Source organism: Bradyrhizobium sp. Cp5.3 (assembly GCF_000426265.1).
GTDB classification, from domain to species: Bacteria; Pseudomonadota; Alphaproteobacteria; order Rhizobiales; family Xanthobacteraceae; genus Bradyrhizobium; species Bradyrhizobium neotropicale.
The window spans coordinates 1-25,798 of record NZ_AUFA01000009.1 but is presented as its reverse complement, the minus strand read 5'-3'; the positions used below and the strand labels follow the sequence as shown (position 1 = coordinate 25,798).

Sequence of the window (25,798 nt, the reverse complement as noted above, 5' to 3'; positions counted from 1 at the left end):
GGTCAAGCCGGAGAATGACAGTGGGGATAGTGGCACTAGCAGCCCAAAAATCCCCCCTCCAAGGCTGTCAAAGGCTGCAAAAATTCATACATTGCGGCCATGCCCAAAACCTCCCCGAAGACCACCGCCAAAGCTGACACCAAGCCTGCTGCGCCCAACGCGGCCTCCGAGACCAAGCCCGCTGCTGACAAGTCTGCTGCCAAACCGGTCGCAGCCAAGGCAGCCGGAAAAGGCGACCATGTCTTCCTGGTCGACGGTTCCTCCTACATTTTCCGCGCCTATCACGCGCTGCCGCCGCTGAACCGCAAGTCCGACGGCTTGCAGGTCAATGCCGTGCTCGGCTTCTGCAACATGCTGTGGAAGCTCTTGCGCGACATGCCTGCGGACAATCGGCCGACCCATCTGGCGATCGTGTTCGACAAGTCGGAAGTCACCTTCCGCAATACCATCTACCCCGACTACAAGGCGCACCGGCCGCCGGCGCCCGACGATCTGATCCCGCAATTCGCGCTGATCCGCGAAGCGGTGCGCGCCTTCGACCTGCCCTGCCTGGAACAGGCTGGCTTCGAGGCCGACGACCTGATCGCCACCTACGTGCGCGAGGCCCGCGAGCGCGGCGCGAGCGCGACCATCGTGTCCTCGGACAAGGACCTGATGCAGCTCGTGACCGATTGCGTCACCATGTACGACACCATGAAGGATCGCCGCATCGGCATCCCCGAGGTGATCGAGAAGTTCGGCGTGCCGCCGGAGAAGGTGGTCGAGGTGCAGGCCCTCGCCGGCGACTCCACGGACAACGTGCCGGGCGTGCCCGGCATCGGCATCAAGACCGCCGCGCAATTGATCGTCGAGTATGGCGACCTCGAGCAACTCTTGTTCCGCGCCGGCGAGATCAAGCAGCCCAAGCGCCGCGAGGCGCTGCTCGAGAACGCGGAGAAGGCGCGGATCTCGCGCCAGCTCGTGCTGCTCGACGACAAGGTGAAGCTGGACGTGCCGCTGGACGACCTCGCCGTCCACGAGCCCGACGCGCGCAAGCTGATCGCCTTCCTGAAGGCGATGGAGTTCTCCACGCTGACGCGCCGCGTCGCCGACTATTCGCAGATCGACCCTGCCGGCGTCGACGCCGATGCGGCGAACAGCAGCGGAGCAACCAAGGCCGAAGGTGCGGCCAAGGCAAAATCGACTGAGGCCTCCGGCGATCTCTTCGCCGCCCCTGCGCCAACAGCAAAGCCCGGCGACAAGGGCGACAAGGCCGCGAGCCTCAAGGGTGCGCCGATCTCGCTCGCCGCCGCGCGCGAGGAGGCGCTGAAGAAGCTTCCGGTCGACCGCAGCAAATACCAGACGATCAAGACCCGCGCCGAGCTCGACACCTTCGTCGCGCGCATTCATGAGGTCGGCCACGTCGCGATCGAGACCAGGGCTGATACGATCGACCCGATGCAGGCGGATCTCTGCGGCATCGCGCTGGCGCTGGCGCCGAACGATGCCTGTTACGTGCCGCTGGCGCACAAGCAGTCCGGCGGCGGCGCGGGCCTGTTCGACGCCGGCCTCGCGCCCGATCAGGTCAAGCATGGCGACGCCATCGATGCTCTGCGGCCGGTGTTGGAATCGACCGGAATCCTCAAGATCGGCTTCGACGTGAAATTCACCGCCGTTGCGCTGGCGCAGCACGGCATCACGCTGCGCAACTACGACGATGCGCAGCTGATCTCCTATGTGCTCGACGCCGGCCGTGGCTCACATGCGCTGGAATCGCTTGCCGAGCGCTGGTTCGGCCATGCGATGCTGAAGGAGAGCGAGCTGCTCGGCAGCGGCAAGAACAAGCTCACCTTCGACCAGGTTCCCATCGAGAAGGCCACACCACTGTCGGCCGAGACCGCCGACATGATCCTGCGGGTGTGGCGCGTCCTGAAGCCGCGCCTGATCGCCGAGCACATGACCGCCGCTTACGAAACACTGGAGCGGCCGCTGGTCTCGGTGCTCGCCCGCATGGAGCGGCGCGGCATCTCGATCGACCGCCAGGTGCTGTCGCGGCTGTCGGGCGAATTCGCCCAGACTGCGGCGCGGGTCGAGGCCGAGATCCAGGAGATCGCGGGCGAGCCCGTCAATGTCGGCAGCCCCAAGCAGATCGGCGACATTCTGTTCGGCAAGATGGGATTGCCCGGCGGCAGCAAGACCAAGACGGGCGCATGGTCGACCACCGCGCAGGTGCTCGATGATCTCGCCGAGCAGGGCTACGACTTCCCGAAGAAGATTCTGGAGTGGCGTCAGGTTTCCAAGCTGAAATCGACCTACACGGATGCACTGCCGACTTACGTCAACCCGCAGACCCATCGCGTGCACACGACCTACGCGCTGGCTGCGACCACGACGGGCCGCTTATCGTCGAACGAACCGAACCTGCAGAACATTCCGGTGCGCACCGAGGACGGCCGAAAGATCCGCCGCGCCTTCATCGCCACGCCCGGCCACAAGCTGGTGTCCGCCGACTATTCGCAGATCGAGCTCAGGCTGCTCGCCGAGATCGCCGACATCCCCGTCCTGAAGCAGGCGTTCCGCGACGGCCTCGACATTCACGCGATGACGGCGTCGGAAATGTTCGGCGTGCCGATCCAGGGCATGCCGAGCGAAATCCGTCGCCGCGCCAAGGCCATCAATTTCGGCATCATTTACGGCATCTCGGCGTTCGGCCTCGCCAACCAGCTCGGCATCGCCCGCGAGGAAGCGTCCGCCTACATCAAGAAATATTTCGAGCGCTTCCCCGGCATCCGCGCCTATATGGACGAGACCAAGGAGTTCTGCCGGCAGCATGGCTATGTCACCACGCTGTTCGGCCGCAAGTGCCACTATCCCGACATCAAGGCCTCGAACGCCTCGGTGCGCGCGTTCAACGAACGCGCCGCGATCAACGCACGGCTGCAGGGCACCGCCGCCGACATCATCCGCCGCGCCATGACGCGCGTCGAGGACGCGCTCGCCGCGAAGAAGCTGTCGGCGCAGATGCTGCTCCAGGTGCATGACGAATTGATCTTCGAGGTGCCCGACGCGGAGGTCGAGGCGACGCTGCCGGTCGTGCAGCACGTCATGCAGGACGCGCCGTTCCCCGCCGTGCTGCTCTCGGTGCCGCTGCATGTCGACGCACGCGCGGCGACGAACTGGGACGAGGCGCACTGATCTCGCTTCACCTCGCCCCGCTTGTGGGGAGAGGTCGGATCGCTCTTGCGATCCGGGTGAGGGGGTACAGGTCCCTCGACGATCTCACGTGGGGAGAGAGGCCCCTCACCCCAGCCCTCTCCCCGTAAGAACGGGGAGAGCGAGAGCGCCGTCACGAGAGCCGAATTGTCCTCCGTGCAATTGCGCGATGGTCTGGCCCCGTCGCGCATACTAGAACCATGCGGTCTCCCGCACAGATTCACCCATGCCCCACACCTCCGCTTTGCTCGGCTTTGCCCTCGTCTGCCTCGGTCTCGTGCTGACGCCGGGGCCGAACATGATCTATCTGATCTCGCGCTCGATCACGCAGGGACCTGCGGCGGGCATCGTCTCGCTCGGAGGCGTGGCACTCGGCTTCGTGTTCTACATGCTGTGTGCGGCGTTCGGCATCACGGCACTGCTGCTCGCCATTCCCTTTGCCTATGACGCGCTGCGCTTCGCGGGCGCGGGTTATCTGTTATGGCTCGCCTGGCAGGCAGTGAAGCCGGGCGGCCGTTCGCCGTTCCAGTTAAAGAAGCTCGCCATCGACAGCCCGCGCAAATTGTTCGCGATGGGGTTCGTCACCAACCTGCTCAATCCGAAGATCGCGATGCTCTACCTGGCGCTGCTGCCGCAGTTCATCGATCCCACCGCCGGGAGCGTGCTGGCGCAGTCGATCGTGCTGGGCGCGATCCAGATCGCGATCAGCGTCAGCGTCAACGCCATGATCGCGCTCGCCGCAGGATCGATCGCGATGTTTCTGGCGAGCCGGCCGAGCTGGATGCTGGTGCAGCGCTGGCTGATGGGCACCGTGCTGGCGGGCCTCGCGGTGCGGATGGCGGTCGAGGCGCGACGCGTGTGATGGCCACCCTCCCCTGGAGGGGGAGGGTAAGAAGAAGCTCAATCCAGCTTCGCTTCCATCCCCCGCTTCACCGCCGGGCGCGCCATCAGTGCCTCGTACCAGCGCTTGACGTTGGGAAAGTCCGCCAGCTCCACCTTGTGGCGGGGATGGCGCCAGGCCCAGCCGAGGATGGCGAAATCGGCAACGGAGAGGTCGCCGGCGACGAAGTCACGGCCCTCGAGCCGGCGATCCAGCACGCCATAGAGCCGGCGTGTCTCCGCCATGAAGCGCTTCAGTCCATAGGCGCGGTCCTGCTCGTTCTCGAGCGCGATGAAGTGGTGCACCTGGCCGGGCATCGGCCCGAAACCGCCCATCTGCCACATCAGCCATTCATAGACCGGGATGCGGCCGGCCAGCGATTTCGGCAGGAATTTTCCGGTCTTCTCACCGAGATAGAGCAGGATCGCACCGGACTCGAAGATGCTGACGGGCTTGCCGTCCGGCCCCTCGGGGTCGACGATCGCGGGGATCTTGTTGTTGGGGCTGAGCTTGAGGAACCCCGGCACCATCTGCTCGCCCTTGGTGATGTTCACCGGGATCACCTTGTAGGGCAGCCCCATTTCCTCCAGCGCGACCGAGATTTTCCGGCCGTTCGGCGTGTTCCAGGTGTGGAGCTCGATAGTCATTCTCTGTTTCCTTCCCCAAGAGATGGCCCTCACCTACTCCAGAAGGTTGCACCCCCACAACCGGCGGCGCCGGAATGGCCGACCGGCCGCTCGCGCGGCCGATCTTTGTTGACGGGCCGCGCCCCCTCTGGAATGTCGCCGCGGCGGGGGATAAATTCCGCCTCCTCCAAAATGCTCCCGAGGGACCGACGTGTCGAAATCTGCCTCCCGCGCCCGCCTGTTCGAAATCATCCGCCGGCGCTCCTTCGGCCGCGGCGAGGTGACGCTCGCGTCGGGCCGCAAGAGCGATTTCTACTTCAACCTCAAGCCGACCATGCTCGACCCGGAAGGCGCGACCCTGCTCGCCGAGCTGACCTATGAAGCACTGAAGGACGATCAGCTCGATTTCATCGGAGGCCTCGAGATGGGCGCGGTGCCGCTTGCCGGCGCGCTGGCACAGATCTCCTGGATCAAGGGCCATCCGATCGCGGCCTTCTTCGTGCGCAAGAAGCCGAAGGAGCACGGCGCCAAGCTTGCGGTCGAAGGCCTCGCCAAGGGCGAGACGCTCGAGGGCAAGCGCGTCGTGATTGTCGAGGACGTCACCACCACCGGCGGCTCGGCGATGAAGGCGGTGGAATCCGTGCGCGAGGCCGGCGCCCATGTGGTGCTGGTGCTCACCATGGTCGACCGCGAGGAAGGCGCCACCGATACGTTCGGCCAGGCCGGCCTGCCGTTCCGCTCGCTCTACAAGGCTTCGGAGTTCCTGAAGGCCTGAGGCGACGAAACTCTCTGCGCTCGTCATGCCCGGGCGTGACCCGGAAGCAACGATCCGTCGGAAGCTGTGCCCGGCCTTAAAGAGGTCACCGCCTCGTCTTGAAACGGCCTCCGCGCAACTGCTCATTTACCATCGCGCATTATGGTGAATCAGGTGCTGCGACCTCGAAAAGGTCCCGGCCCGGTTCAGTAGCGTGGTGGAGTGAGCCTTGCGTACAGAGTTGTCCCAATCGCGGCGGCAGCGTCGCGCGATGTGTGTGGCCGCCCTCCTCGCGGTTCCCATGCTTGCGGCTCCGGCTCCGGTTTCGGCCGAGGGCCTGTTCGACTTCTTCTTCGGCGGACTGCAGCAGCAACGCCCGCAGCAGTCGGGCTCCTACTCCGATCCCTTCACCGGCCAGCAGAATTCGCCCGTCCAGCAGCAGAACATGCCGCCGGCGCGGACGGCAGCGGCAGGCGGCTCAGGCCCGGCCTTCTGCGTGCGCACGTGCGACGGCAAATATTTTCCGCTGATGCGCGGCGTCGCCTCGCCCGCGCAGATGTGTCAGGCCTTCTGTCCCGCCACCGCGACAAAGGTCTATTTCGGCTCCAGCATCGACGGCGCCTATGCGCAGACCGGTGAGCGTTACGCCGACAGCGAGAACGCGTTCGCCTACCGCAAGGCGCTGCGATCCGACTGCACCTGCAACGGCCGTGAGCCGGTCGGCCTCGCCCCGGTCGATCTTGCGCTCGACTCTTCGCTGAAGGCCGGCGACGTGATCGCGACCACCGACGGCCTCGTCGCCTATACCGGCGTGCGCCTCGGCATCGACCAGACCGCCGAATTCACGCCGGTCGCCTCCTTTCCCGGCCTCACTGCCCAGGTCCGCGCCCGTCTCGGTGAAATGAAGGTCGCCCCGGTCCGCGCCGAGACAGTGGCCGCAGATGCGCCCGCCACGGAGATCGTGCGCGAGACGCCGCCCGGCGTGACGGTGCCGAAGACGCAGGCGCAGAAGCCGGCGAAGCGCGCGGGGCTGGATTAGCCCCAACTGTAACCACGCCGTCATTGCGAGCGTAGCGAGGCAATCCAGAAACGCCGGCGCGGTGACAGTCTGGATTGCTTCGTCGCTACGGAGGATGTTGCGCTACCGCCCGATGATCACCCCGATCACGTTCGGCGCGGCCAGGTATTTCTCCTCGATCGCGGCGCGCGCAGCGGCGCGGTTGTCCGGCGTCAGCAGTCCGCGCTTCTCGGCCAGGATCATCCAACAGAAACCCCACCAGTCGGTCAGCATGCCCTGGTCGTCGACGAGATCGTAACCCTGCTCGGCCGCGAAGATGCGCGCATGCGCTTCATCGAGCGTGTCGAGGAACAGATGATCGTCGGCCGAGAACAGGTCATCGCTGACGTCGTCGATGGTGTAGCCCCAGATCGACTGGCAGACCGCGTTGAACTCGCGGTCGAACTGGTCGTCATCGACTGCGTAACGCCGCGCCGCCTGATGCAGCCGCGACAGCGACCGCGCGAAATCGGCAATCCGGGTAAGGGCGAATTGATCGAAGGCAATGGTGGACATGTAGTCCTCGCGAAGTCGGACAGACCCTAGATATTGTGTCGGCAACGTGCCGAATCACAATGATATATCAAAGGCTTGCTAAATTGTTCTTAATTTGTTCCGACACTCCCACGATGTCGTTACGGCGAACGCCGCGACGACGATGCAGGGACAATTAGTGCTTCGCCGTTACCCTCAATTCACCGCCGACATCAGCCTGTCCACGCACGCGCTCGCGTAGAACTTGCCGCCGCATTGGCGCTTGATGGCGGCGCAGCGCACGGCGGGGGACGCATTTTGCGGAACAGTAAAGCCGCAGCTTGAGGCATCGGCGCTGCGGTTCGATTTGGCGGCGGCGAAGGCGGCGCTGGACGCGGTGATGCAGACGACGAGCAAGGCTGCAGCGGCGATTTCGATCAGCAATCTCATGGGCGCCTCCTCCACACTGATGGCTGAATTGGCCCGCAATCTAGCACCGAATTCGGGTTTCTCCGTGGGCTTCCGGGTTCCCAAACCGGCCCATTCCTTGCATAAAATTACGCCAGCGCGGTGCACCGGCGCGCCAGCAATGGTTCCGGTCCCGGAGCAGGACGCGTAAACTCTGAGTTCAGTAGTCGACCAGGAAGTGACGGCTTTGCAAGATTCATCGTTCCAGCCCAATTATCCCGCTCCCGGCCAGCCGATCGACGAGCTCGCGCTGACGGAGATCAAGGGCGCGATCCTGGCGAAGCTGCGCCTTGCGATCGGCAAGGACGCGGGCATGGCGACCAAGCATGACTGGTACCAGGCCGCCGCGCTCGCGCTGCGCGACCGCATCGTGCATCGCTGGCTCACCGCCGAGAAGCACAGCTACGATGCGGGCCGCAAGCGCGTCTATTATCTCTCGCTCGAATTCCTGATCGGCCGCCTCTTCACCGATGCGCTGAACAATATGGGGCTGCTCAAGATCTTCGAGGTCGCGCTCGGCGATCTCGGCGTGTCGCTGCCCGATTTGCGCAAATGCGAGCCGGATGCCGCGCTCGGCAATGGCGGCCTCGGCCGCCTCGCCGCCTGCTTCATGGAGAGCATGGCGACGCTGTCGATCCCCGCGATCGGCTATGGCATCCGCTACGATTACGGCCTGTTCCGCCAGATCATCAATCAGGGCTGGCAGCAGGAATATCCAGACGAGTGGCTGAGCTTCGGCAATCCCTGGGAATTGCAGCGGCCGGAGGTGATCTATCACGTCCATTTCGGCGGCGGCGTCGAGCATGTCGACGACAAGGGCCGCGACCGCGCGATCTGGCATCCGGCCGAAACGGTGCAGGCGATCGCCTATGACACGCCGATCGTCGGCTGGCGCGGCCAGCACGTCAATGCGCTGCGGCTGTGGTCGGCACGTTCGCCCGATCCGCTGAAGCTCGACGTCTTCAACTCCGGCGACTATGTCAGCGCGAGCTCGGAGCAGGCGCGCGCGGAGGCGATCTGCAAATTCCTCTATCCGAACGACGAGAGCCCCGCGGGCCGCGAGCTGCGGCTGCGCCAGGAATATTTCTTCGTCTCCGCCTCGCTGCAGGATCTCGTCAGGCGGCATCTCGCATCCGACGGACAATTGCGCAGCCTGTCGACGAAGGTCGCGGTCCAGCTCAACGATACCCATCCGAGCCTCGCCGTCACCGAGCTGATGAGGATCCTGGTCGACGACCACAATTTCCGCTGGGACGAGGCCTGGAAGATCACCGTCGCAACGCTGTCCTACACCAACCACACGCTGCTGCCCGAGGCGCTGGAGACCTGGCCGGTCGAGCTGTTCGAGCGACTGCTGCCGCGGCATCTCGAGATCATCTACCGCATCAACGTGCAGCATCTGGCGCTTGCGGAAGCGCGCTGCCCCGGCGACATCGATTTCCGTGCATCGGTCTCGCTGATCGACGAGAAGAGCGGACGCCGCGTGCGGATGGGCCAGCTCGCCTTCGTCGGTTCGCACCGCATCAACGGAGTCTCGGCGATGCATTCGGACCTGATGCGCGAGACCGTGTTCCACGATCTCAACCATCTCTATCCCGGCCGCATCACCAACAAGACCAACGGCATCACCTTCCGCCGCTGGCTGATGCTGGCGAACCCGAAGCTGACCGACCTGTTGCGCGAGACCTGCGGCGAGGCCGTGCTTGACGATCCGACGCAGCTCAGCCTGATCGAGGCCCGCGCCAGCGACGTCGAATTCCAGCGGAAATTCCGCGCCGTCAAGCATCACAACAAGACGGCGCTGGCGCGCCTGATCGGCGAGCGGCTCGGCATCAAGGTCGATCCGAGCGCGCTGTTCGACGTGCAGATCAAGCGCATCCACGAATACAAGCGCCAGCTGCTCAACATCATCGAGACGGTCGCGCTGTACCAGTCGATCAAGGACGATCCGACCGGCAACTGGGTGCCGCGGGTCAAGATCTTCGCCGGCAAGGCGGCGGCGAGCTATCGCTACGCCAAACTGATCATCAAGCTGATCAACGATGTCGCCGACATCGTCAATAACGACCCCATGATCGAGGGAAGACTGAAGGTCGCCTTCCTTCCGGACTACAATGTCAGCCTCGCCGAAGTGATCATTCCTGCGGCCGACCTGTCCGAGCAGATCTCGACCGCCGGCATGGAGGCCTCCGGCACCGGCAACATGAAGCTGGCGCTGAACGGCGCCATCACCATCGGCACGCTCGACGGCGCCAATATCGAGATCCGCGACCATGTCGGGCCTGAGAATATCGCGATCTTCGGCATGGAGGCCGGCGACGTGATGATCCGCCGCAAGCAGGGGCTGGATGCCGCCGACGTGATCCGGCGGTCGCCAAAGCTGTTGCGCGCGATCAATTCGATCGCGACCGGCGAATTCTCGCCCGGCGATCCCGGACGTTTCGAATCCATCGCGCACGCCTTGCGCCATCTCGACCATTACATGGTCAGCGCCGATTTCGATTCCTATTACGAGGCGCAGCGCGGCATCGACGCGCGCTGGCAGGTGGTGCCGGCGTGGACGCGTGCCAGTATCCTCAATGTCGCGCGCATGGCCTGGTTCTCCTCGGACCGCACCATCCGCGAATATGCCGAGGAGATCTGGAACGTGCCGGTGAATCCGACCACGCCTTTGCTGCCGGATCTTCGCGACGCGACCGGCTGATTTTTCCGCGAGACGAAATCTCGCATGACCCGCGAGGTTATTGCATCCGGCGCGGAGGATGATGATATGATTGTCATCATCCCCAAGAGGCGCTGTCAGCGATGCTGACGCCGTGACCTCAAACAACGTGATTGCGAGCGCAGCGAAGCAATCCAGACTGCCTCCGTGGAAAGATTCTGGATTGCTTCGCTGCGCTCGCAATGACGATCGGGCAGGCATCGAGGAATGAAATGCACGCCAAACTCTCGCACCCCTTCGACGAAGCGACGCGCATCACTGCCGGCGACAGCAGTTGGCAGGGGCACACCAGCGACGACTACTGGGCCTTCGTCGGCCCCTTTGGCGGTGCGACCGCTGCGACCATTCTGCGCGCTCTGATCGATCATCCGGAACGCGCCGGCGATCCGTTGGCGCTGACCGTCAATTACTGCGCGCCGATCGCGAAGGGGCCGTTCGATCTGGACGTGCGGCTGGTCAAGGCCAACCGCTCCAGCCAGCACTGGAGCGTCGAACTGTCGCAGGGCGGCGGCGAGGTCGCGACGCTTGCCACCGCGGTGTTCGCCGATCGTAGGCAGTCCTGGTCGCACGAGGTCGCGAAACGCCCGGACGCAAAATCATTCGAAGAGACGCTGCCCTTTCCGAAGATCGCCGCGTCCTGGGCCAACCAGTACGAATTCCGCTTCGTCGAGGGCGAGATGCGGATCGGCCCGCCGCAGGCGGAGCTTGCAAGCACCTATTCCAAGGTCTGGATCAGCGACCGCACGCCGCGCAAGCTCGACATGCTGTCGCTGATGTCGATGTCGGACGCCTTCTTCGGCCGCATCTTCCACGCGCGGCGCGAGCTGGTGCCGTTCGGCACGGTGTCGCTGACGACTTATTTCCATACCGATGCCGAGAGCCTAGCGGCCGAAGACATCACCCGCGTGCTCGCGACGGCGGATGCAAAGATATTTCATCGCAGCTACGGCGATCAGAACGGCGAGCTGTGGTCTCCGAGCGGCCGCCTGCTCGCGACCACGACGCAGATCGCGTATTTCAAGGCGTGAGCTCTCTCCTCTCCATCTCACCGTTCTTACGGGGAGAGGGTTGGGGTGAGGGGCCTGCTTCCACAATCACGGTCATAGACGGACTCGCGGAGAGCCCCCTCACCCGCCGCGCTACGCGCGTCGGCCTCTCCCCGCACGCGGGGAGAGGCGATAGAGTCCCGCTCGCTCAAACAAAAAGGGCGGCCGCGCGGCCGCCCCTTTGCATTCAACTGAACGAAGTTACTCCGCCGCGAGCTTCACGTCCGGCGCGGCCGCACGCACCTCGGCGTCGACCTGGGCTTCGAACTTGGCAAAGTTCTTCTGGAACATGCCGACGAGGGCCCGGGCGGTCTTGTCGAACTCGTCCTTGTCCTTCCAGGTGTTGACCGGATTGAGGATCTCGCTCGGCACGCCCGGCAGCGCGGTGGGGACCGCGAAGCCGAAATACTTGTCGGTGCGGAATCCGACGTTGCGCAAGGACCCGTCGAGCGCCGCGGTGAGCAGCGCGCGCGTCACCTTGATCGGCATGCGCGAGCCGACGCCGTACTTGCCGCCGGTCCAGCCGGTGTTGACCAGCCAGCAGTCGACATTGTGCTGGGCGATCAGGTCGCGCAGCATGTTGCCGTAGACGGACGGGTCGAGCGGCAGGAAGGGCGAGCCGAAGCAGGTCGAGAATTCCGGCTGCGGCTCGTTGCCGAGACCGCGCTCGGTGCCGGCGACCTTGGCGGTGTAGCCGGAGAGGAAGTGATACATCGCCTGCGCCGGCGAGAGCTTTGCGATCGGCGGCAGCACGCCGAAGGCGTCGGCGGCGAGCATCACCACGTTCTTCGGCTGCGGCGCGCGGCCGGTCCGCGAGGCGTTCGGGATGAATTCGAGCGGATAGGCCGAGCGCGTGTTCTCGGTCTTGGAGCCGTCGTCGAAGTCCACCACACGGGTGTCTTCATCGAGCACGCAGTTCTCGAGCACTGCGCCGAAGCGCGTCGAGGCCGCATAGATCTGAGGCTCGGCTTCCTGCGACAGCTTGATGCACTTGGCGTAGCAGCCGCCCTCGAAATTGAAGACGCCGTTCGGGCCCCAGCCGTGCTCGTCGTCGCCGATCAGCGTGCGGTTGGGATCGGCCGACAGCGTGGTCTTGCCGGTGCCGGACAGGCCGAAAAAGATCGCGGCATCGCCATTGGCGCCGACATTGGCCGAGCAGTGCATCGGCATCACGCCTCGCTCCGGGAGGTAATAGTTCAGCGTGGTGAAGACCGACTTCTTCATCTCGCCGGCATAGTAGGAGCCGCCGATCAGCACGATCTTGCGGGCGAAATCGATCGCGACGACGTTCTCCGAGCGCACGCCGTGACGCTTCGGATCGGCGCGGAAGCTCGGCATGTCGATGATGGTGAGCTCGGGCGTGAAGCTCGACAGCTCGACCGCCTCGGGACGGATCAGCAGCGTGCGGATGAACAGCGAGTGCCAGGCGAGCTCGGTGAACACGCGGGTCTTGATCCGGTAGACCGGATCCGCACCGCCATAGAGATCCTGCGCGAACAGCGTCTTGCCTTCGGCGTGCTTCAGGAAGTCCTGATAGAGCGCCTCGAACTGTTCTGCGGTGATCGACTGATTGCCGCCCCACCACATCTTCTTGTCGGTGGTGGCATCGCGCACCGTGAACTTGTCTTTCGGGCTACGGCCCGTGAATTCGCCGGTGTCGGCGCACAGCGCACCGTCCGCAGACAGAACCGCCTCGCCCGCAGAAAGCGAATATTGATAAAGCTGCGGCGCGCCGAGGTTCCAGTGAATTTGTTTGAGCTTCTTTAAGCCGAATTTGTCGGCGCCGAAGGCACCGTTGCGCACGCCCGTCTCTTGCACGAAAGATCCTCCTAGAACCCGCGACATTCAGCGCGACCAAGCTTTGGCGCCATCGCGGTTACCGTGAATAATAGGCCATCCGGCCTCGGTTGGGCGACCTAATAATGATGAACGCTGGCGTTGCCAAGCCGATCCCGCAGGAATTGGTTTATTCAAGGACCGCGCCAAACGTCGCGCATGTCAGCTCTGTGCAGACGTCTCGAAGAATCGCAAATGGTCGCGCAACCAAAGGCGTGATTCAGCGTTATCCCGGGTTTTTGCGACGCACAATCGCCGAGCGATCTATTGCACCGCGCCTTCGCCGATGAGTGCGAACGGTGCCCAGATAGCGGGATAGGCATTGCGCGGTGACGATGCGTCGTCGAGATAGGCCAGCATCGCGCGTCGCAAGGCTTCAGCGCGCCCCATTCCGGGCTCGCTCTTGAGCAGATCGAAGGTCGAAATGGTCAAGCGGGTGGCAGCTTCGGAATCGACTGCCCAATGCGAGACCAGAAGCGCGCGGGCGCCGGCGTAGAAGAATGAGCGCGCCAATCCCGACAGCGCCTCGGCGCCCGGCTTGTCGCCGGCAATCGTGTTGCACGCCGACAGCACCACCCAATCCGCATTGAGCTTGAGCTGCGCGACTTCGCTCGCGGTGAGCAGACCGTCGTCGAGCTCGGAGGGCTGGTCGGGAATTGAGAGCGCGAGCGACGGCTCGCCCAGTCCCTTGACGTCGCCGGCGACGAGGCCATGGGTCGCGAAATAAATGATGCTGTATTGAGCAAGCGCTGCACGCTTGAGCGTTGTTTCGCTGGCGTCGCGACCGAGATGGATGTCGGCCGCGGCGGCGCCGACATCCTTCGCCACCGCGTTGAGCTCGTCCGCGGTGTCGGGCAGTTGCGGCAGCGCTTGCGAAAGCCGCGCGCGATCGACGCCCGCGCCGCGCCAGAAATCGGTATAGGCGCCAGCCGCCAGGCTGCGCGCAGCGATCTTCCCACTTGTCGCGCGCCGGTCGGCCGGCCCCGCCTCGGCAGGGTTGAACACGGGATCGCCAAAGCCGGTCATCGGCTTTGCGCCCTGATCCTTGCGCGCAAAGGCGCGCAGCGATTTCAGGCTGACCACCGACGGCAGCACCGCCACTGCCTGACGCCGCAACAGCCAGGCGGCGTTGCGATAGCCCTCGATCTTGTCGGGAATGGCAGCCTGCGGCTTCTCGGTGACAAGCAGATGAAACGGCAATGCGGTCAGTGCGCCCGATGGCACCACCAAAAGGCTGCGCTTGTCCTTCGTCAGCGCCTCGACCGGGCCGAGCAGCGCGACATAGAGCTCGTTGGCGAGCGCCAGATCGAACAATCCGGACTTGCCCGATGCATCGCTCGCCTTGCCGACATCGAGCCCTTTGCGGAAGTCGGACAATTTCCGCGCCAGCGCGTCCGCGCCAAGCGGAATTTCCTTCCAGTCGACGCTCTCGCGCGTGATCGCGATGACATAGCTTCGCTTGTCGACGACCGAATAGATCACCATAGCCTCATCGGCCGACAGCAGCGCCTGAATGTCCCTGGCCGCGAGCGGCAGCGGGTTGGAGAGCGAGGCGTAGTCGGGGAATTCGACGGCGAGCGTCTTCTGCAAGCCTGAACGCTCGCTCGCGATCGCCACGAGCCGCGCGCGGCTGCGCTGCTCGGCGGCGACGTCGCGCTGGGCGGACGGCTTCGACACCGCGGCAATGATGGCCTTGTCGAGCGTCTCGTCTTCAGTCGCGAGGTCCTGATCCCGGCGCACGAGTTCGGCAAGCCGGTCATTGCCGGCGGCAAGGCGCACCGCGAGCTTGTTCACGGCGGAAGCGGCAGAGGATTGCGTCCCGCGCTGGATTGTGGCGAGCGCGTCGTCGAGGGCCTTGTCCGAAGGCAGCAGAGATTGCTGTCGCGCGGCGAACAGGACCGGCAGCACGACGCGCAGCTGCGCACGGTTGCCGGCGAGCGTCCTTTCCGCGAGCGGCAACGCGTCCGCGGTGCGTCCTGATGCCTGGAGGAAATAGGCGAGATTGCTGGTCGAGGTCGCAACATCAGGATGATCGGGCCCGAGCGCGCGCTCGCGGATCGCCAGCGCGCGGCGATAGAGCGGCTCGGCCTCGGTATAGTGCTGCTGGTGCTCATAGAGGCCGGCGAGATTATTGAGGGAGCGCGCGACATCGGGATGATCCGCCCCCAGCACTTTTTCGCGGATCGCAAGCGAGCGCTTGATGGGCGCTTCGGCGTCGGCGTCGCGGTTGAGATCGCGATCGAGCTGGCCGATGTTGTTCAGGATGGTGGCGACTGCCGGATGCTCGGGTCCAGCGACCTTCTGATAGATGGCAAGCGCCCGCTGGAACAAAGGTTCGGCGTCGGCATAGCGCTCCTGCTTGACATAGAGCGTGGCGAGATTGTTGAGGGCCTGGCCGACATCGGGATGCTCGCGCGACAACGCCTTTTCGCGAACGGCGAGCGCGCGTTTGAACAGCGGCTCGGCCTCGGCAAAGCGGCCCTGCCGCTGATAAAGCGCGGCGAGATTGGTCAGTTCGGCCGCGACAAGCGGGGTTTCGAGGCCAAGCGATTTTTCCATCAGCGCGATCGAGCGCTTGTAGATCGGCTCGGCCAGATCGTCGCGGCCCTGACCGGCATAGACCTGACCGAGGTTGTTCAGCGCGGCGGCGAGCTCGCGACCGTTATCGCTCTTCTCCAGACTTGCGACCATGGCCTGCGCCAAAGGAAGCGCTTCCGAGTATTTGCCGGCCTGATTGAGCTGGTTGATCCTGGCACTCTGCGCGGCGAGACCGCCGTTCTGCGCGAAGGCGGTCGTGGAAAGGAGTGCACCAGCCGCGAGCGTCAAGCCCGCCACCAGCGCCAATCGATTACGTCTTGCCATGAAGCACTCTCGCTGCCGACCCTGGCCTTCCGGGCCCGAGCATGGGTCGCAGCGATCCGCGCCGCCGTTCAAGCGCGAGCGCGGCTATCCGCGCTCGACTATTTGGTATTACCCCGCGCCTCGCCCGCCAGCCTGACCAGCATCTTGCGCAGTTCGGTGCCGCTGGTGACCCGTTCGGGGAACTCGAGCCGCAACGCGGTCTGCTCGGCCTGCATATCGAGCCCCTCGGGATCGCACCCCGTGCAGCGCCAGTCGCCCTCCGCGGCATCAAGCAGCTTCGTCGCATAGAGCTTCATGGTGTCGCGATGGTCGGCGTTCATGTGCTCGACCGCCCCCTCTTCCGCAGCCAATAGGTCCTCGGCACTGGTGAGGTCCGTGAGGAACTGCTCAGGCTTGAGGTCGACAATCCGGCCAAAGCCGGCGACCAGATGGGTTCCCGTGGGATGGATCCGGAAAAACGAGAAATCCTTAAAGGAAGCAAAGCCTTCCGCCGAGGGATGTGCATTGAGATACCGGCGCTGGAGCAATTCCTTCTCGGCATCGGCCTGTTCGGCGCGGCCGGACAGCATGATCCGGGCGCCTTCCAGGGGATCGCCGGGGGCGCGCTCGTCCAGCATCAGGGAGACCCTCGCATCGGTGAGGATGTTCCTGGTGTGAACGGCGAGGCGCGAGATCAGCAGGATGGGCGAGCCGTCGGGATGGCTCGCCAGATTGACCAGCGAGCAATAGGGATCGCCGCTGCTGACCATCAGGGTTGCCAGGGCGCCCTGGCGGGAACGCCGCAACAGCGATTTGGCGAGCTTTCCGGGGTCGAAATCGGGGGTCGGCTGCATTGGCTTTCTCGGCTCAGGTGGTTGCAAGGGGGGCCTTTTTTCGGGTAAACGGGGGTCCGGTTATGGGTCGAAACGCGGCGAATCTGCCGTGTTTCGTGGAACTTGGTCACACTTCAGCCTAGCTTGCATTGCTCGGTGACCTTGTCGAACCCCGAGTTCGGGACCCATGTATGCGGCGCATCACTGGATTGCTCGCCGTTTCAAGCCACGACCCAAAACGGAAAGCAGAAAGCAGAGGCTCATGCCCACAATCGCTTTGGTCGACGACGACCGCAACATTCTCACATCCGTCTCGATCGCGCTGGAAGCCGAAGGCTATCGCATCATGACTTACACCGACGGCGCCTCGGCGCTCGACGGTTTCCGCACGACCCAGCCCGATCTTGCCATCCTCGACATCAAGATGCCGCGCATGGACGGCATGGAGACGCTGCGTCGGCTGCGGCAGAAATCCGACCTGCCGGTGATCTTCCTCACCTCCAAGGATGAAGAGATCGACGAGCTGTTCGGCCTCAAGATGGGCGCCGACGATTTCATCCGCAAACCGTTCTCGCAACGGCTGCTGGTCGAGCGCGTCAAGGCGGTGCTGCGCCGCTCGGCGCCGAAGGATCCGACCGCCGTGCCGAAGGAGAACGACGCCAAGGCGCTCGATCGCGGCCTGTTGCGCATGGATCCCGAACGGCACACCTGCACCTGGAAGAACGAGCCGGTGACGCTGACGGTCACCGAATTCCTCATCCTCCAGGCGCTGGCGACCCGTCCCGGCGTGGTGAAGAGCCGCAACGCACTGATGGACGCCGCCTATGACGATCAGGTCTATGTCGACGACCGCACCATCGACAGCCACATCAAGCGGCTGCGCAAGAAGTTCAAGGTGGTCGACAACGAGTTCGAGATGATCGAGACGCTGTATGGCGTCGGCTACCGTTTCAAGGAAGCCTGAAGCGCACCGCGGCTTCACCAAAGCGAAAGGGGCCCGGTCGGTTCTGATTCCATCGGGACCGATGTGGCTTTAGGATGCGAAGGACCCATCGCGCGAGCTGTCAAAACCGGGCGTAAGCATTGCTTGACCGAACGCAGCCTGATTCGAGCCTGACTACCGAGGACGCCGCCCGCGGCGTCCCGGATCATGCTGCCGGGGACACGCCGGCCGCACAGGGCTGGCGGCCGCTGAGCTGGCTCAAGCGCGCCGGACAGTTCTTTTTTGCGCTCTCCTTCTCGAGCCTGACCCGCCGCATCGTCTCGCTCAATCTCGCCGGCCTCGTCGCGCTGGTCGCGAGCATCCTGTACCTGTCGCAATTCCGCGCCGGCCTGATCGACGCCCGCGCGCAGAGCCTGCTCGTGCAGGCCGAGATCATTGCCGGCGCGATCGCGGCCTCCGCGACCGTGCAGACCAACGCGATCACCATCGATCCAGACCGGCTGCTCGACCTCAAGCCGGGCGAGACCTATGGCGGCTCGGACGAGTATTCGCCGCTGGATTTCCCGATCAATCCGGAGCGCGTGGCGCCGGTGCTGCGCACGCTGATCTCGCCGACCAAGACGCGCGCCCGCATCTACGATCCGAACGGCAGCCTGCTGCTCGACAGCCGCAACCTCGAGAACGTGTTGCGCTTCGAACTGCCGCCGCCCTCCGCGGAGAAGCCGAACATCGTCGAGCGCGGCATGACCGCGGTGCGTACCTGGCTGAACCGCGGCGACCTGCCGCTCTACCGCGAGCTCGGGCCCGAGAAAGGCAACGGCTATTCGGAGGTCGCCGATGCGCTCCAGGGCCAGAAGCGCTCGATGGTGCGGGTCAATTCGCGCGGCGAGGTGATCGTCTCGGTCGCGGTCCCGGTGCTGCGCTCGCGCGCGATCCACGGCGCGCTGATGCTGTCGACGCAGGGCGACGACATCGACCAGATGGTGACCGCCGAACGCCTCGCGATCCTGAAGGTCGGCGGCGTCGCGGCTGCCGTCATGATCATGCTGTCGCTGCTGCTCGCGAGCACGATCGCAGGGCCCGTGCGCAGGCTCGCCGACAGCGCCGAACGGGTCCGCCGCCGCATCAAGACCCGCGTCGAGATTCCCGACTTCACCCGCCGCCGCGACGAGATCGGCCATCTCTCCGGCGCGCTGCGCGACATGACCAACGCGCTCTACAGCCGCATCGAGGCGATCGAGATGTTCGCCGCCGACGTCGCCCATGAGCTGAAGAACCCGCTGACCTCACTGCGCTCGGCGGTCGAGACGCTGCCGCTGGCGCGCAACGAGAACAGCCGCGCACGCCTGCTCGAGGTGATCGAGCACGACGTCAAGCGGCTGGACCGGCTGATCTCGGACATCTCGGACGCAAGCCGGCTCGATGCCGAGTTGCAGCGGCAGGATGCGATTCCGGTCGATCTCAGGCGCCTTTTGGGCACGCTGGTTTCGGTCGCCAATGAGACCAAGCTCGGCCACGACGTCGCCGTCGAGGCGCGCTTCGAAGGCCGCGGCCCGAGCGACAACTTCTCCGTCCCCGGCCATGATTCACGGCTGGGACAGGTGGTCGCCAACCTCCTCTCCAACGCGCAATCCTTCTCCGAGCGCGGCAGCAAGGTGCGCCTCACCTGCCGCCGCGTGCGCGCCGAGATCGAGATCGTAGTCGACGACGACGGCCCAGGCATCCGCGATGACGCGCTCGAGCGCATCTTCGAGCGCTTCTACACCGACCGGCCGCATCAGGGCTTCGGCCAGAACTCCGGCCTCGGACTTTCGATCTCCAAGCAGATCGTCGATGCACATGGCGGACGCATCTGGGCCGAGAACCGCGCAGGCCCGCCGGATGAGGACGGCACCCCAACCGTTGCCGGCGCGCACTTCGTGGTGAGGCTGCCGGCGCTATGAGCGATGGCGGCCAGAGCGTTCACGCCTCCGCGGTCAAAGTCGGACATCTGGCGGTGCTGATCCGCGGGCCTTCGGGCGCCGGCAAGTCGCGGCTTGCCTTCGATTTGATCCTGGCCGGGCGCGCAGGGGTGGTCGAAAAGGCGATTCTGGTCGGTGATGACCGTGTCCATCTGGCGACAGTCGGCGACGAAATTGAAGTCCGCCCGAGCAGCATGCTGGCCGGCCTGATCGAAATCCGCGGCCTCGGAATCCGTCAATGCGACTACGTGGAGCATGCGACTGTCGGCCTCGTGGTCGATTTGGACGCAAGCGACGCCGAACGTCTGCCGCCGTCCGAAGCGCTGAAAACACGCATTTTTGGTGTCGAAATACCGCGAATCCCGGTCGCCAGCGGCTATTCGCCGCTCCCTTTGGTTGTCGCGGCCTTGACCACTACCAAAAGTTCATCTTCGGTTAACCATTCAGGCGATTGTTTGAAGGGAAATGGTAACCATATGAACCCCACTATCGCGACCGAATAGACCGGCGCAGCTCCCCTCATCCATCCGTCTAGATTCAGGGAGATACGCAACATCCCCTCTTGCGCGAGGGCTCTGGATGGTCAAAGTGGCGCGTTCGTGCGGCGCACCAAGAGCGCCCGCGAGGAGTTTTCCGATGATTGGTCTAGTACTTGTGACCCACGGGCGCCTTGCCGATGAATTCAAGGCGGCGCTTGAACATGTCATGGGTCCGCAAAAGCAAATCGAAGCGATCACGATCGGCGCCGAGGATGATTCCGATCTCTGTCGAAGCGACATCATCGAGGCGGTTAACCGCGTCGATTCCGGCGACGGCGTTGCGATCCTCACCGACATGTTCGGCGGCACGCCGTCCAACCTTGCCATATCCTGCATGAGCCGGCCCAAGGTCGAAGTGCTCGCGGGCATCAACCTTCCCATGCTGGTGAAGCTCGCGAAGGTTCGCGAGGAACGTTCGCTGCCCGACGCGATCGCGATGGCGCAGGAAGCAGGTCGCAAATACGTCACCATCGCCAGCCGCGTGCTCGCCGGCAAATGAGCGACGACACGCCGCTCGGAAGCCAGGCCGGGACAGGCGTGCCCGCGGGTGCGATTTCCAAAGAGCTCCTGATCGTCAACAAGCGCGGCCTGCACGCCCGCGCTTCCGCAAAATTCGTCCAGGCCGTCGAGCGCTTCGATGCGCAGGTGTGGGTGACGCGCGGCGGCGAGACCGTCGGCGGCACCTCGATCATGGGCCTGATGATGCTCGCTGCCGGCCCCGGCACCACCATCACGGTGGCAGCCGCCGGCACCGATGCCGAAGCCGCGCTCGCCGCGATCACCGAGCTCGTCGAGAGCAAGTTCAACGAGGAAGGGACGTAAAGCTCTCGCCGCGCTTTCAGCTGTAGGGTAGGCAAAGGCGCTTAGCGCCGTGCCCACCATCTCTCGATGATCGCAATAGAAGCGGTGGGCACGCTTCCGCCTTCGCTCTCCGAGCTACGGCGGACAAGTCGCTTTGCCCACCCTACGGGACCTTCGGTCACTTCTCCGGCGGCGCGATGTAGACGTTCCAGGTCATCGCCGGGCCGGCCTTGCCGTGGGTGAAGCGCCGCGTCGTCATCACCATGCGCTCGGCATTCGGCGCGGTTTCCGACACCCATTTCTCGAACGCGGGCAGGCGGCCGTCGGTCGGATCGAACACGCCGATGAAGCCATATTTCTTGACGTCCTCGGGCGAGGTCAGCCCCGAGCTCCAGGCCTCGTTCGGCGTGAACGGGCTCGGATGATCCGGGCTGTAGAACGCCATCGGCTGGATCGTCTCCATGGTGCCGGCGACCACCGCCCAGCGCGAGCCGAAGCGGGTGTGCCAGGCCTGCGTCAGTTCGCGCGCAAGCTCCGAGCGCGCGCCATAGGTCGCCGTGTTGCCGGCATTGGCGGCCATCTCGCGCGCTTCGATCCACGGCGAGGCGGCGAGCGTCGTGACGCTGAGCACAAGCCAGATCGCGGCGATGTTGAACAAGGTCGCGCTCGGCACGCGCAGCGTCGGGATGGCGACCAGCGCCAGCGGCACCAGGAAGAACAGCGAGATGCCCCAATCGGTCTTCAGGTAGATGCTGAAGACCAGCGCGCCGAGCGGCGGGCCGACCGCAACGACGATCTGGATGATCCAGACGTGCAGCGCCTGCGAACGGTTGACGCCGGGATTGGCGCCACGTGCCCAGGCGCGCGTGACGATGCGCAAGGGCGCGCGCAGCAGCAGCGTGAACCACGGCGGCACCAGCGCGATGGCGAGCGCAGCGAGCGCGACCGGCAAGGCCAGCAGCGCGACATTGTGCACGACATAGCCGAGCACGAGCTCCCGCACGTAGTTCCCGTGTCCCTCGAGATTGTAGGTGTCCCCCGCATAGGTCAGCGGCACGAAATGCGCATCGGCAAGCCAGGCGATGTGCGGGATCATGGCGACGAGAAGCGTCGCGATCGCCACCCAGGGTGCCGGCGAGCGCAGGAATTTCAGCCGGTCGGGATGGATCAGCGCGGCGAGCCCGATGGCGCCGATCATGGTCAGCACCCAGTATTTGGTCATCAGCGCCAGCGCGCCCGCAAGCCCGAGCCAGATGCCGGACTGCCAGCTCCGCTTCTCGAACGCATTGAGATAGGCGAGCACGACGAGCGGCAGGGTGACGAGTTGCAGCAGGTCCGCGTTGTACTTGAAACCCTTGAAATTGAAGATCGGGTAGAGCGCGACCATCACCACGACCAGGAACGCGCGCCTCGCGTCCACCACCCGCAGCGCAATGAGCCAGCAGATCACCATGCCGACGCTGACGGTCGCCATCGCCAGCGCATAGGTCGCCCAGTCCGTCGCCGGAAACACCTTGAACCAGAGGCCGGCGATCCAGCCCGACAGCGGCGGGTGCTTGCCGTAGCCGAGCAGGAATTTCTGGCCCCATGCATAAGCTTCTGCGACGTCCATATGAACGTCCTGCGCGGCCTTGAGATTGATCAGGATGAAGGTCCAGAGCACCGCATGCAGGATGGCAAGCTGAATCACCAGCCACAGGCGGGCCTCCGGCCGGGTCGCGCAGGCAACCAGCCAGGCCTTGAAGCGGCCAAAGCTCACCCGGGTCTTCGCGCGCGGTCTGGCAGAGGGGATTGAGGTCGTCGACATGGGGCGTTGCGTAGCGCGTTTTTGGCCGCCATGGAATCAGCTTGGCGTGAAGAAACGCCCTGAAAATACAGCAATATGGTTGCCGCACGGGGATGTGAGTGGTATCCCGCGCCCATGACGACCGTCCCCATTTCCAACATCCGCAATTTCTCCATCGTCGCCCATATCGACCATGGCAAATCGACGCTGGCCGACCGCCTGATCCAGATGACCGGCGGCCTGTCCGACCGCGAAATGGCGGGCAAGGAGCAGGTGCTCGATTCCATGGATATCGAGCGCGAACGCGGCATCACCATCAAGGCGCAGACCGTGCGGCTCTCGTACCGCGCCAAGGATGGCAAGGATTACATCTTCAACCTGATGGACACGCCCGGCCATGTCGACTTCGCCTATGAGGTCTCGCGGTCGCTGGCGGCCTGCGAGGGTTCCCTGCTGGTGGTCGACGCCAGCCAGGGCGTCGAAGCGCAGACGCTCGCCAACGTCTACCAGGCGCTCGACAACAACCACGAGATCGTTCCGGTCCTGAACAAGGTCGACCTTCCGGCCGCCGAGCCTGAGAAGATCAAGCAGCAGATCGAGGACGTCATCGGCATCGATGCGTCGGACGCGGTGATGATCTCGGCCAAGACCGGCCTCGGCGTTCCCGATGTGCTGGAGGCCATCGTCACCCGCCTGCCGCCGCCGAAGGGCGATCGCGACGCGACGCTGAAGGCGCTGCTGGTCGACAGCTGGTACGACGTCTATCTCGGTGTCGTCGTTCTGATCCGTGTCGTCGACGGCGTCATGAAGAAGGGCAGCCGCGTCCGCATGATGGGCACCGGCGCGGCCTATGACGTCGAGCGCGTCGGTTTCTTCACGCCGAAGATGCAGCAGGTCGAGGAGCTCGGCCCCGGCGAGATCGGCTTCATCACCGCCGCGATCAAGGAAGTGGCCGACACCCGCGTCGGCGACACCATCACCGACGACAGGAAGCCGGTCGCGGACATGCTGCCCGGCTTCAAGCCGGCGATCCCGGTGGTGTTCTGCGGCCTGTTCCCGGTCGACGCCGACGACTTCGAAACGCTGCGCGCCGCGATGGGCAAGCTGCGCCTCAACGACGCCAGCTTCTCCTTCGAGATGGAAACCTCCGCTGCGCTGGGCTTCGGCTTCCGCTGCGGCTTCCTCGGGCTGTTGCACCTCGAGATCATCCAGGAGCGGCTGTCGCGCGAATTCGATCTCAACCTGATCGCGACCGCGCCGAGCGTCATCTACAAGATGAAGCTGACCGACGGCACCGAGATCGAGATCCACAATCCCGTCGACATGCCCGACGTGGTCAAGATCGCCGAGATCGACGAGCCCTGGATCGAGGCCACGATCCTCACGCCGGACGAATATCTCGGCAGCGTGCTGAAGCTGTGCCAGGACCGCCGCGGCTCGCAGAAGGAGCTCACCTACGTCGGCTCCCGTGCGATGGTGAAATACGATCTGCCGCTCAACGAGGTCGTGTTCGATTTCTACGACCGCCTGAAGTCGGTCTCCAAGGGCTACGCCTCGTTCGACTATCATCTCACCGACTACAAGCCGGCCGATCTCGTCAAGATGCAGATCCTGGTCAACGCCGAGCCGGTCGATGCGCTCTCCATGCTGGTGCATCGCACCCGCGCCGAAGGCCGCGGCCGCGCCATGGTCGAGAAGATGAAGGAGCTGATCCCGCCGCACATGTTCCAGATCCCGATCCAGGCGGCGATCGGCGGCAAGGTGATCGCCCGCGAGACCGTGCGCGCGCTGCGCAAGGACGTCACCGCAAAGTGCTACGGCGGCGACATCACGCGTAAGCGCAAGCTTCTGGAGAAGCAGAAGGAAGGCAAGAAGAAGATGCGGCAGTTCGGCAAGGTCGACATCCCGCAGGAAGCCTTCATTGCCGCGCTGAAGGTGGATAGCTGAGGCGATTTCGTCATTTTCGGGGCGCGCCACTTGGCGCGAGCCCGGAGTCCATTTCTCCGCCTTACCTGCTGCACCATGGATTCCGGGCTCGCGCCAAGTGGCGCGCCCCGGAAATGACGGCGGCGCCCCCATGGCCGGACAACAGAAATCTCTAAAACAACCCCATGCAAAGTAGCCGGCGGCTTGTCGGCACTGCTCTTTTTTCAATTTTGCGAAATCCATTTGACACGTCGGGCAAAACACCGGCACGATGGCATCATCGCAGCCGGTGAGACCTTGCAACCTCCGACGGAAGCCTTGTTGCACTGAAGAAAGCCTTGCCGCGCCGAAGCCGGATGGCGGAGCCCCCATAATTTCGTGGGCTTATCGAACCCGAACCGGAATCGACGACACTACCTCTGCAAGTCGCACGACTGCGCCTCAGCGCGGTCCAGAGGAAAGCCTGTCATGCGAAAGCGAAACTGGCGTCTGATCGCGGTCGGCGGAGTGCTGCTGGTTCTCGCCGTCCTGTTCTTCCTGTCCATGCGCGACATGACGCCCTGGTCCAATGATCCCGGCGCCCTGATGCGCACGGTCGGAGAAGTTTCCGGCGCTGTCGGCGGCATCAGCATTGTCATGATCGTGTTCGGCCTGATCGGCCGCAAGGCGCCGGCCGGTTAGGGCGCGTCGTCATAGATCAATCGGGACACGGCCGATCGGAGTGCGTTTGACGTCTGCTTTAGTCTCAGCAGCGGCGCAAGAGCGGACCTCGCCCGAGGTCCGAGGCCGGGCCATGTGTGGACGGCTCCGGGTTGGCAAGAAGAATCTTCACGTCGCAGCATTGGTCGGAGCAGCCATGTGTTCGGCCTGTTTGCGCGGTACTCATGACCGCTGGCCATAATGCCCTCCGCGGATCAGGTCCCGGTCAAAAGCACGCATTCGATGATGCTGTGGCCCTAGTGGGTTGTCCTGATCGCCGGATCGACCGGCACTGCATTACGTGCTGTTCGCCTTCCCAACCGTTGCGTCACGCCGGGCTGTCCGGTGTGATCTCGTTTACGCCGCGAGAGCGGCAGGTTCCCTGTAGCGTTCGTTCCTGGCCATCATGGCCCA

At 64.4% G+C, this 25,798-nt stretch carries 20 protein-coding genes; 13 read left to right on the top strand and 7 right to left on the bottom strand.

The window, feature by feature from the left end:
- Positions 1–99: 99 nt before the first annotated feature.
- Positions 100–3,174: a DNA polymerase I gene (polA, locus tag K289_RS0114075; RefSeq protein ID WP_027552109.1), complete on the top strand. Its 3,075-nt coding sequence runs from the start codon at positions 100–102 to the stop codon at positions 3,172–3,174.
- A 244-nt stretch (positions 3,175–3,418) separates the two neighbouring features.
- On the top strand, positions 3,419–4,054 hold the full coding sequence (locus tag K289_RS0114070) for a LysE family translocator (RefSeq protein ID WP_027552108.1): 636 nt from the start codon (positions 3,419–3,421) through the stop codon (positions 4,052–4,054).
- Between the two features lie 38 nt (positions 4,055–4,092).
- Here the strand turns inward: K289_RS0114070 and K289_RS0114065 are convergent, their stop codons facing one another.
- On the bottom strand, positions 4,093–4,719 hold the full coding sequence (locus K289_RS0114065) for a glutathione S-transferase family protein (RefSeq protein WP_027552107.1): 627 nt from the start codon (positions 4,717–4,719) through the stop codon (positions 4,093–4,095).
- Positions 4,720–4,909: 190 nt separating this feature from the next.
- Here K289_RS0114065 and pyrE point away from each other — a divergent pair, with 190 nt between their 5' ends.
- On the top strand, positions 4,910–5,473 hold the full coding sequence (gene pyrE, locus K289_RS0114060; protein WP_027552106.1) for an orotate phosphoribosyltransferase: 564 nt from the start codon (positions 4,910–4,912) through the stop codon (positions 5,471–5,473).
- 250 nt (positions 5,474–5,723) lie between these two features.
- The gene (locus tag K289_RS0114055; protein WP_035684711.1) at positions 5,724–6,491 is read left to right on the top strand and encodes a DUF2865 domain-containing protein; all 768 of its coding nucleotides are present in this window, start codon (positions 5,724–5,726) and stop codon (positions 6,489–6,491) included.
- Positions 6,492–6,593: 102 nt separating this feature from the next.
- Here the strand turns inward: K289_RS0114055 and K289_RS0114050 are convergent, their stop codons facing one another.
- Both K289_RS0114050 and K289_RS0114045 read right to left on the bottom strand, forming a co-directional pair.
- On the bottom strand, positions 6,594–7,025 hold the full coding sequence (locus K289_RS0114050) for a hypothetical protein (RefSeq protein WP_027552104.1): 432 nt from the start codon (positions 7,023–7,025) through the stop codon (positions 6,594–6,596).
- 174 nt (positions 7,026–7,199) lie between these two features.
- The gene (locus K289_RS0114045; protein WP_027552103.1) at positions 7,200–7,433 is read right to left on the bottom strand and encodes a hypothetical protein; all 234 of its coding nucleotides are present in this window, start codon (positions 7,431–7,433) and stop codon (positions 7,200–7,202) included.
- Positions 7,434–7,638: 205 nt separating this feature from the next.
- Between K289_RS0114045 and K289_RS0114040 the strand changes: the two genes are divergently transcribed.
- Positions 7,639–10,155, top strand: coding sequence for a glycogen/starch/alpha-glucan phosphorylase (locus K289_RS0114040; protein WP_027552102.1), 2,517 nt, complete (start codon positions 7,639–7,641; stop codon positions 10,153–10,155).
- Between the two features lie 230 nt (positions 10,156–10,385).
- Positions 10,386–11,201, top strand: a complete 816-nt coding sequence (locus K289_RS0114035) for an acyl-CoA thioesterase II (RefSeq protein ID WP_027552101.1) — start codon at positions 10,386–10,388, stop codon at positions 11,199–11,201.
- Positions 11,202–11,420: 219 nt separating this feature from the next.
- Here the strand turns inward: K289_RS0114035 and K289_RS0114030 are convergent, their stop codons facing one another.
- From K289_RS0114030 to K289_RS0114020, 3 genes are all read right to left on the bottom strand, one after another.
- Positions 11,421–13,037: a phosphoenolpyruvate carboxykinase gene (locus tag K289_RS0114030; RefSeq protein ID WP_027552100.1), complete on the bottom strand. Its 1,617-nt coding sequence runs from the start codon at positions 13,035–13,037 to the stop codon at positions 11,421–11,423.
- A 282-nt stretch (positions 13,038–13,319) separates the two neighbouring features.
- Positions 13,320–15,917: a CHAT domain-containing tetratricopeptide repeat protein gene (locus tag K289_RS0114025; RefSeq protein ID WP_027552099.1), complete on the bottom strand. Its 2,598-nt coding sequence runs from the start codon at positions 15,915–15,917 to the stop codon at positions 13,320–13,322.
- Positions 15,918–16,015: 98 nt separating this feature from the next.
- Complete coding sequence (locus K289_RS0114020; protein WP_027552098.1) at positions 16,016–16,750, bottom strand: HugZ family protein; 735 nt, start codon at positions 16,748–16,750, stop codon at positions 16,016–16,018.
- Between the two features lie 241 nt (positions 16,751–16,991).
- Between K289_RS0114020 and K289_RS0114015 the strand changes: the two genes are divergently transcribed.
- The 5 genes from K289_RS0114015 to K289_RS0113995 all read left to right on the top strand — a co-directional run bounded on the left by K289_RS0114015 (position 16,992) and on the right by K289_RS0113995 (position 20,994).
- Positions 16,992–17,693, top strand: a complete 702-nt coding sequence (locus K289_RS0114015; protein WP_027552097.1) for a response regulator transcription factor — start codon at positions 16,992–16,994, stop codon at positions 17,691–17,693.
- A 119-nt stretch (positions 17,694–17,812) separates the two neighbouring features.
- Positions 17,813–19,615, top strand: coding sequence for a sensor histidine kinase (locus K289_RS0114010; protein ID WP_027552096.1), 1,803 nt, complete (start codon positions 17,813–17,815; stop codon positions 19,613–19,615).
- Positions 19,612–20,136 (top strand): HPr kinase/phosphorylase, encoded by a 525-nt coding sequence (locus tag K289_RS0114005; protein ID WP_027552095.1) that lies wholly within the window; start codon positions 19,612–19,614, stop codon positions 20,134–20,136. Before K289_RS0114010 ends, K289_RS0114005 begins: the two co-directional genes overlap by 4 nt.
- 133 nt (positions 20,137–20,269) lie before the next feature.
- A complete protein-coding gene (locus tag K289_RS0114000) occupies positions 20,270–20,671 on the top strand; it encodes a PTS sugar transporter subunit IIA (RefSeq protein WP_024339151.1) in 402 nt (133 codons plus the stop codon).
- Positions 20,668–20,994, top strand: a complete 327-nt coding sequence (locus K289_RS0113995) for an HPr family phosphocarrier protein (protein ID WP_027552094.1) — start codon at positions 20,668–20,670, stop codon at positions 20,992–20,994. The genes K289_RS0114000 and K289_RS0113995 overlap by 4 nt, the downstream gene beginning before the upstream one ends.
- 157 nt (positions 20,995–21,151) lie before the next feature.
- Here K289_RS0113995 and K289_RS0113990 read toward each other — a convergent pair whose 3' ends face one another.
- Positions 21,152–22,780 carry a glycosyltransferase family 39 protein gene (locus K289_RS0113990; RefSeq protein WP_027552093.1) on the bottom strand — a complete coding sequence of 543 codons (1,629 nt, stop codon included), beginning with the start codon at positions 22,778–22,780 and terminating at the stop codon, positions 21,152–21,154.
- 114 nt (positions 22,781–22,894) lie between these two features.
- On the opposite strand from K289_RS0113990, the gene lepA reads away from it, so the two are divergent.
- Together lepA and K289_RS0113980 are read left to right on the top strand one after the other, a co-directional pair.
- Positions 22,895–24,706, top strand: coding sequence for a translation elongation factor 4 (gene lepA, locus K289_RS0113985; RefSeq protein WP_027552092.1), 1,812 nt, complete (start codon positions 22,895–22,897; stop codon positions 24,704–24,706).
- A 447-nt stretch (positions 24,707–25,153) separates the two neighbouring features.
- On the top strand, positions 25,154–25,366 hold the full coding sequence (locus tag K289_RS0113980) for a hypothetical protein (RefSeq protein ID WP_027552091.1): 213 nt from the start codon (positions 25,154–25,156) through the stop codon (positions 25,364–25,366).
- Positions 25,367–25,798: the final 432 nt, after the last annotated feature.

Bases quoted from the DNA above. Each gene is read 5' to 3' on its own strand.
- polA (WP_027552109.1), top strand. From the start codon at position 100: ATGCCCAAAACCTCCCCGAAGACCACCGCCAAAGCTGACACCAAGCCT.
- K289_RS0114070 (WP_027552108.1), top strand. From the start codon at position 3,419: ATGCCCCACACCTCCGCTTTGCTCGGCTTTGCCCTCGTCTGCCTCGGT.
- K289_RS0114065 (WP_027552107.1), bottom strand. From the start codon at position 4,719: ATGACTATCGAGCTCCACACCTGGAACACGCCGAACGGCCGGAAAATC.
- K289_RS0114055 (WP_035684711.1), top strand. From the start codon at position 5,724: ATGTGTGTGGCCGCCCTCCTCGCGGTTCCCATGCTTGCGGCTCCGGCT.
- K289_RS0114050 (WP_027552104.1), bottom strand. From the start codon at position 7,025: ATGTCCACCATTGCCTTCGATCAATTCGCCCTTACCCGGATTGCCGAT.
- K289_RS0114045 (WP_027552103.1), bottom strand. From the start codon at position 7,433: ATGAGATTGCTGATCGAAATCGCCGCTGCAGCCTTGCTCGTCGTCTGC.
- K289_RS0114035 (WP_027552101.1), top strand. From the start codon at position 10,386: ATGCACGCCAAACTCTCGCACCCCTTCGACGAAGCGACGCGCATCACT.
- K289_RS0114025 (WP_027552099.1), bottom strand. From the start codon at position 15,917: ATGGCAAGACGTAATCGATTGGCGCTGGTGGCGGGCTTGACGCTCGCG.
- K289_RS0114020 (WP_027552098.1), bottom strand. From the start codon at position 16,750: ATGCAGCCGACCCCCGATTTCGACCCCGGAAAGCTCGCCAAATCGCTG.
- K289_RS0114015 (WP_027552097.1), top strand. From the start codon at position 16,992: ATGCCCACAATCGCTTTGGTCGACGACGACCGCAACATTCTCACATCC.
- K289_RS0114005 (WP_027552095.1), top strand. From the start codon at position 19,612: ATGAGCGATGGCGGCCAGAGCGTTCACGCCTCCGCGGTCAAAGTCGGA.
- K289_RS0114000 (WP_024339151.1), top strand. From the start codon at position 20,270: ATGATTGGTCTAGTACTTGTGACCCACGGGCGCCTTGCCGATGAATTC.
- K289_RS0113995 (WP_027552094.1), top strand. From the start codon at position 20,668: ATGAGCGACGACACGCCGCTCGGAAGCCAGGCCGGGACAGGCGTGCCC.
- K289_RS0113990 (WP_027552093.1), bottom strand. From the start codon at position 22,780: ATGTCGACGACCTCAATCCCCTCTGCCAGACCGCGCGCGAAGACCCGG.
- lepA (WP_027552092.1), top strand. From the start codon at position 22,895: ATGACGACCGTCCCCATTTCCAACATCCGCAATTTCTCCATCGTCGCC.
- K289_RS0113980 (WP_027552091.1), top strand. From the start codon at position 25,154: ATGCGAAAGCGAAACTGGCGTCTGATCGCGGTCGGCGGAGTGCTGCTG.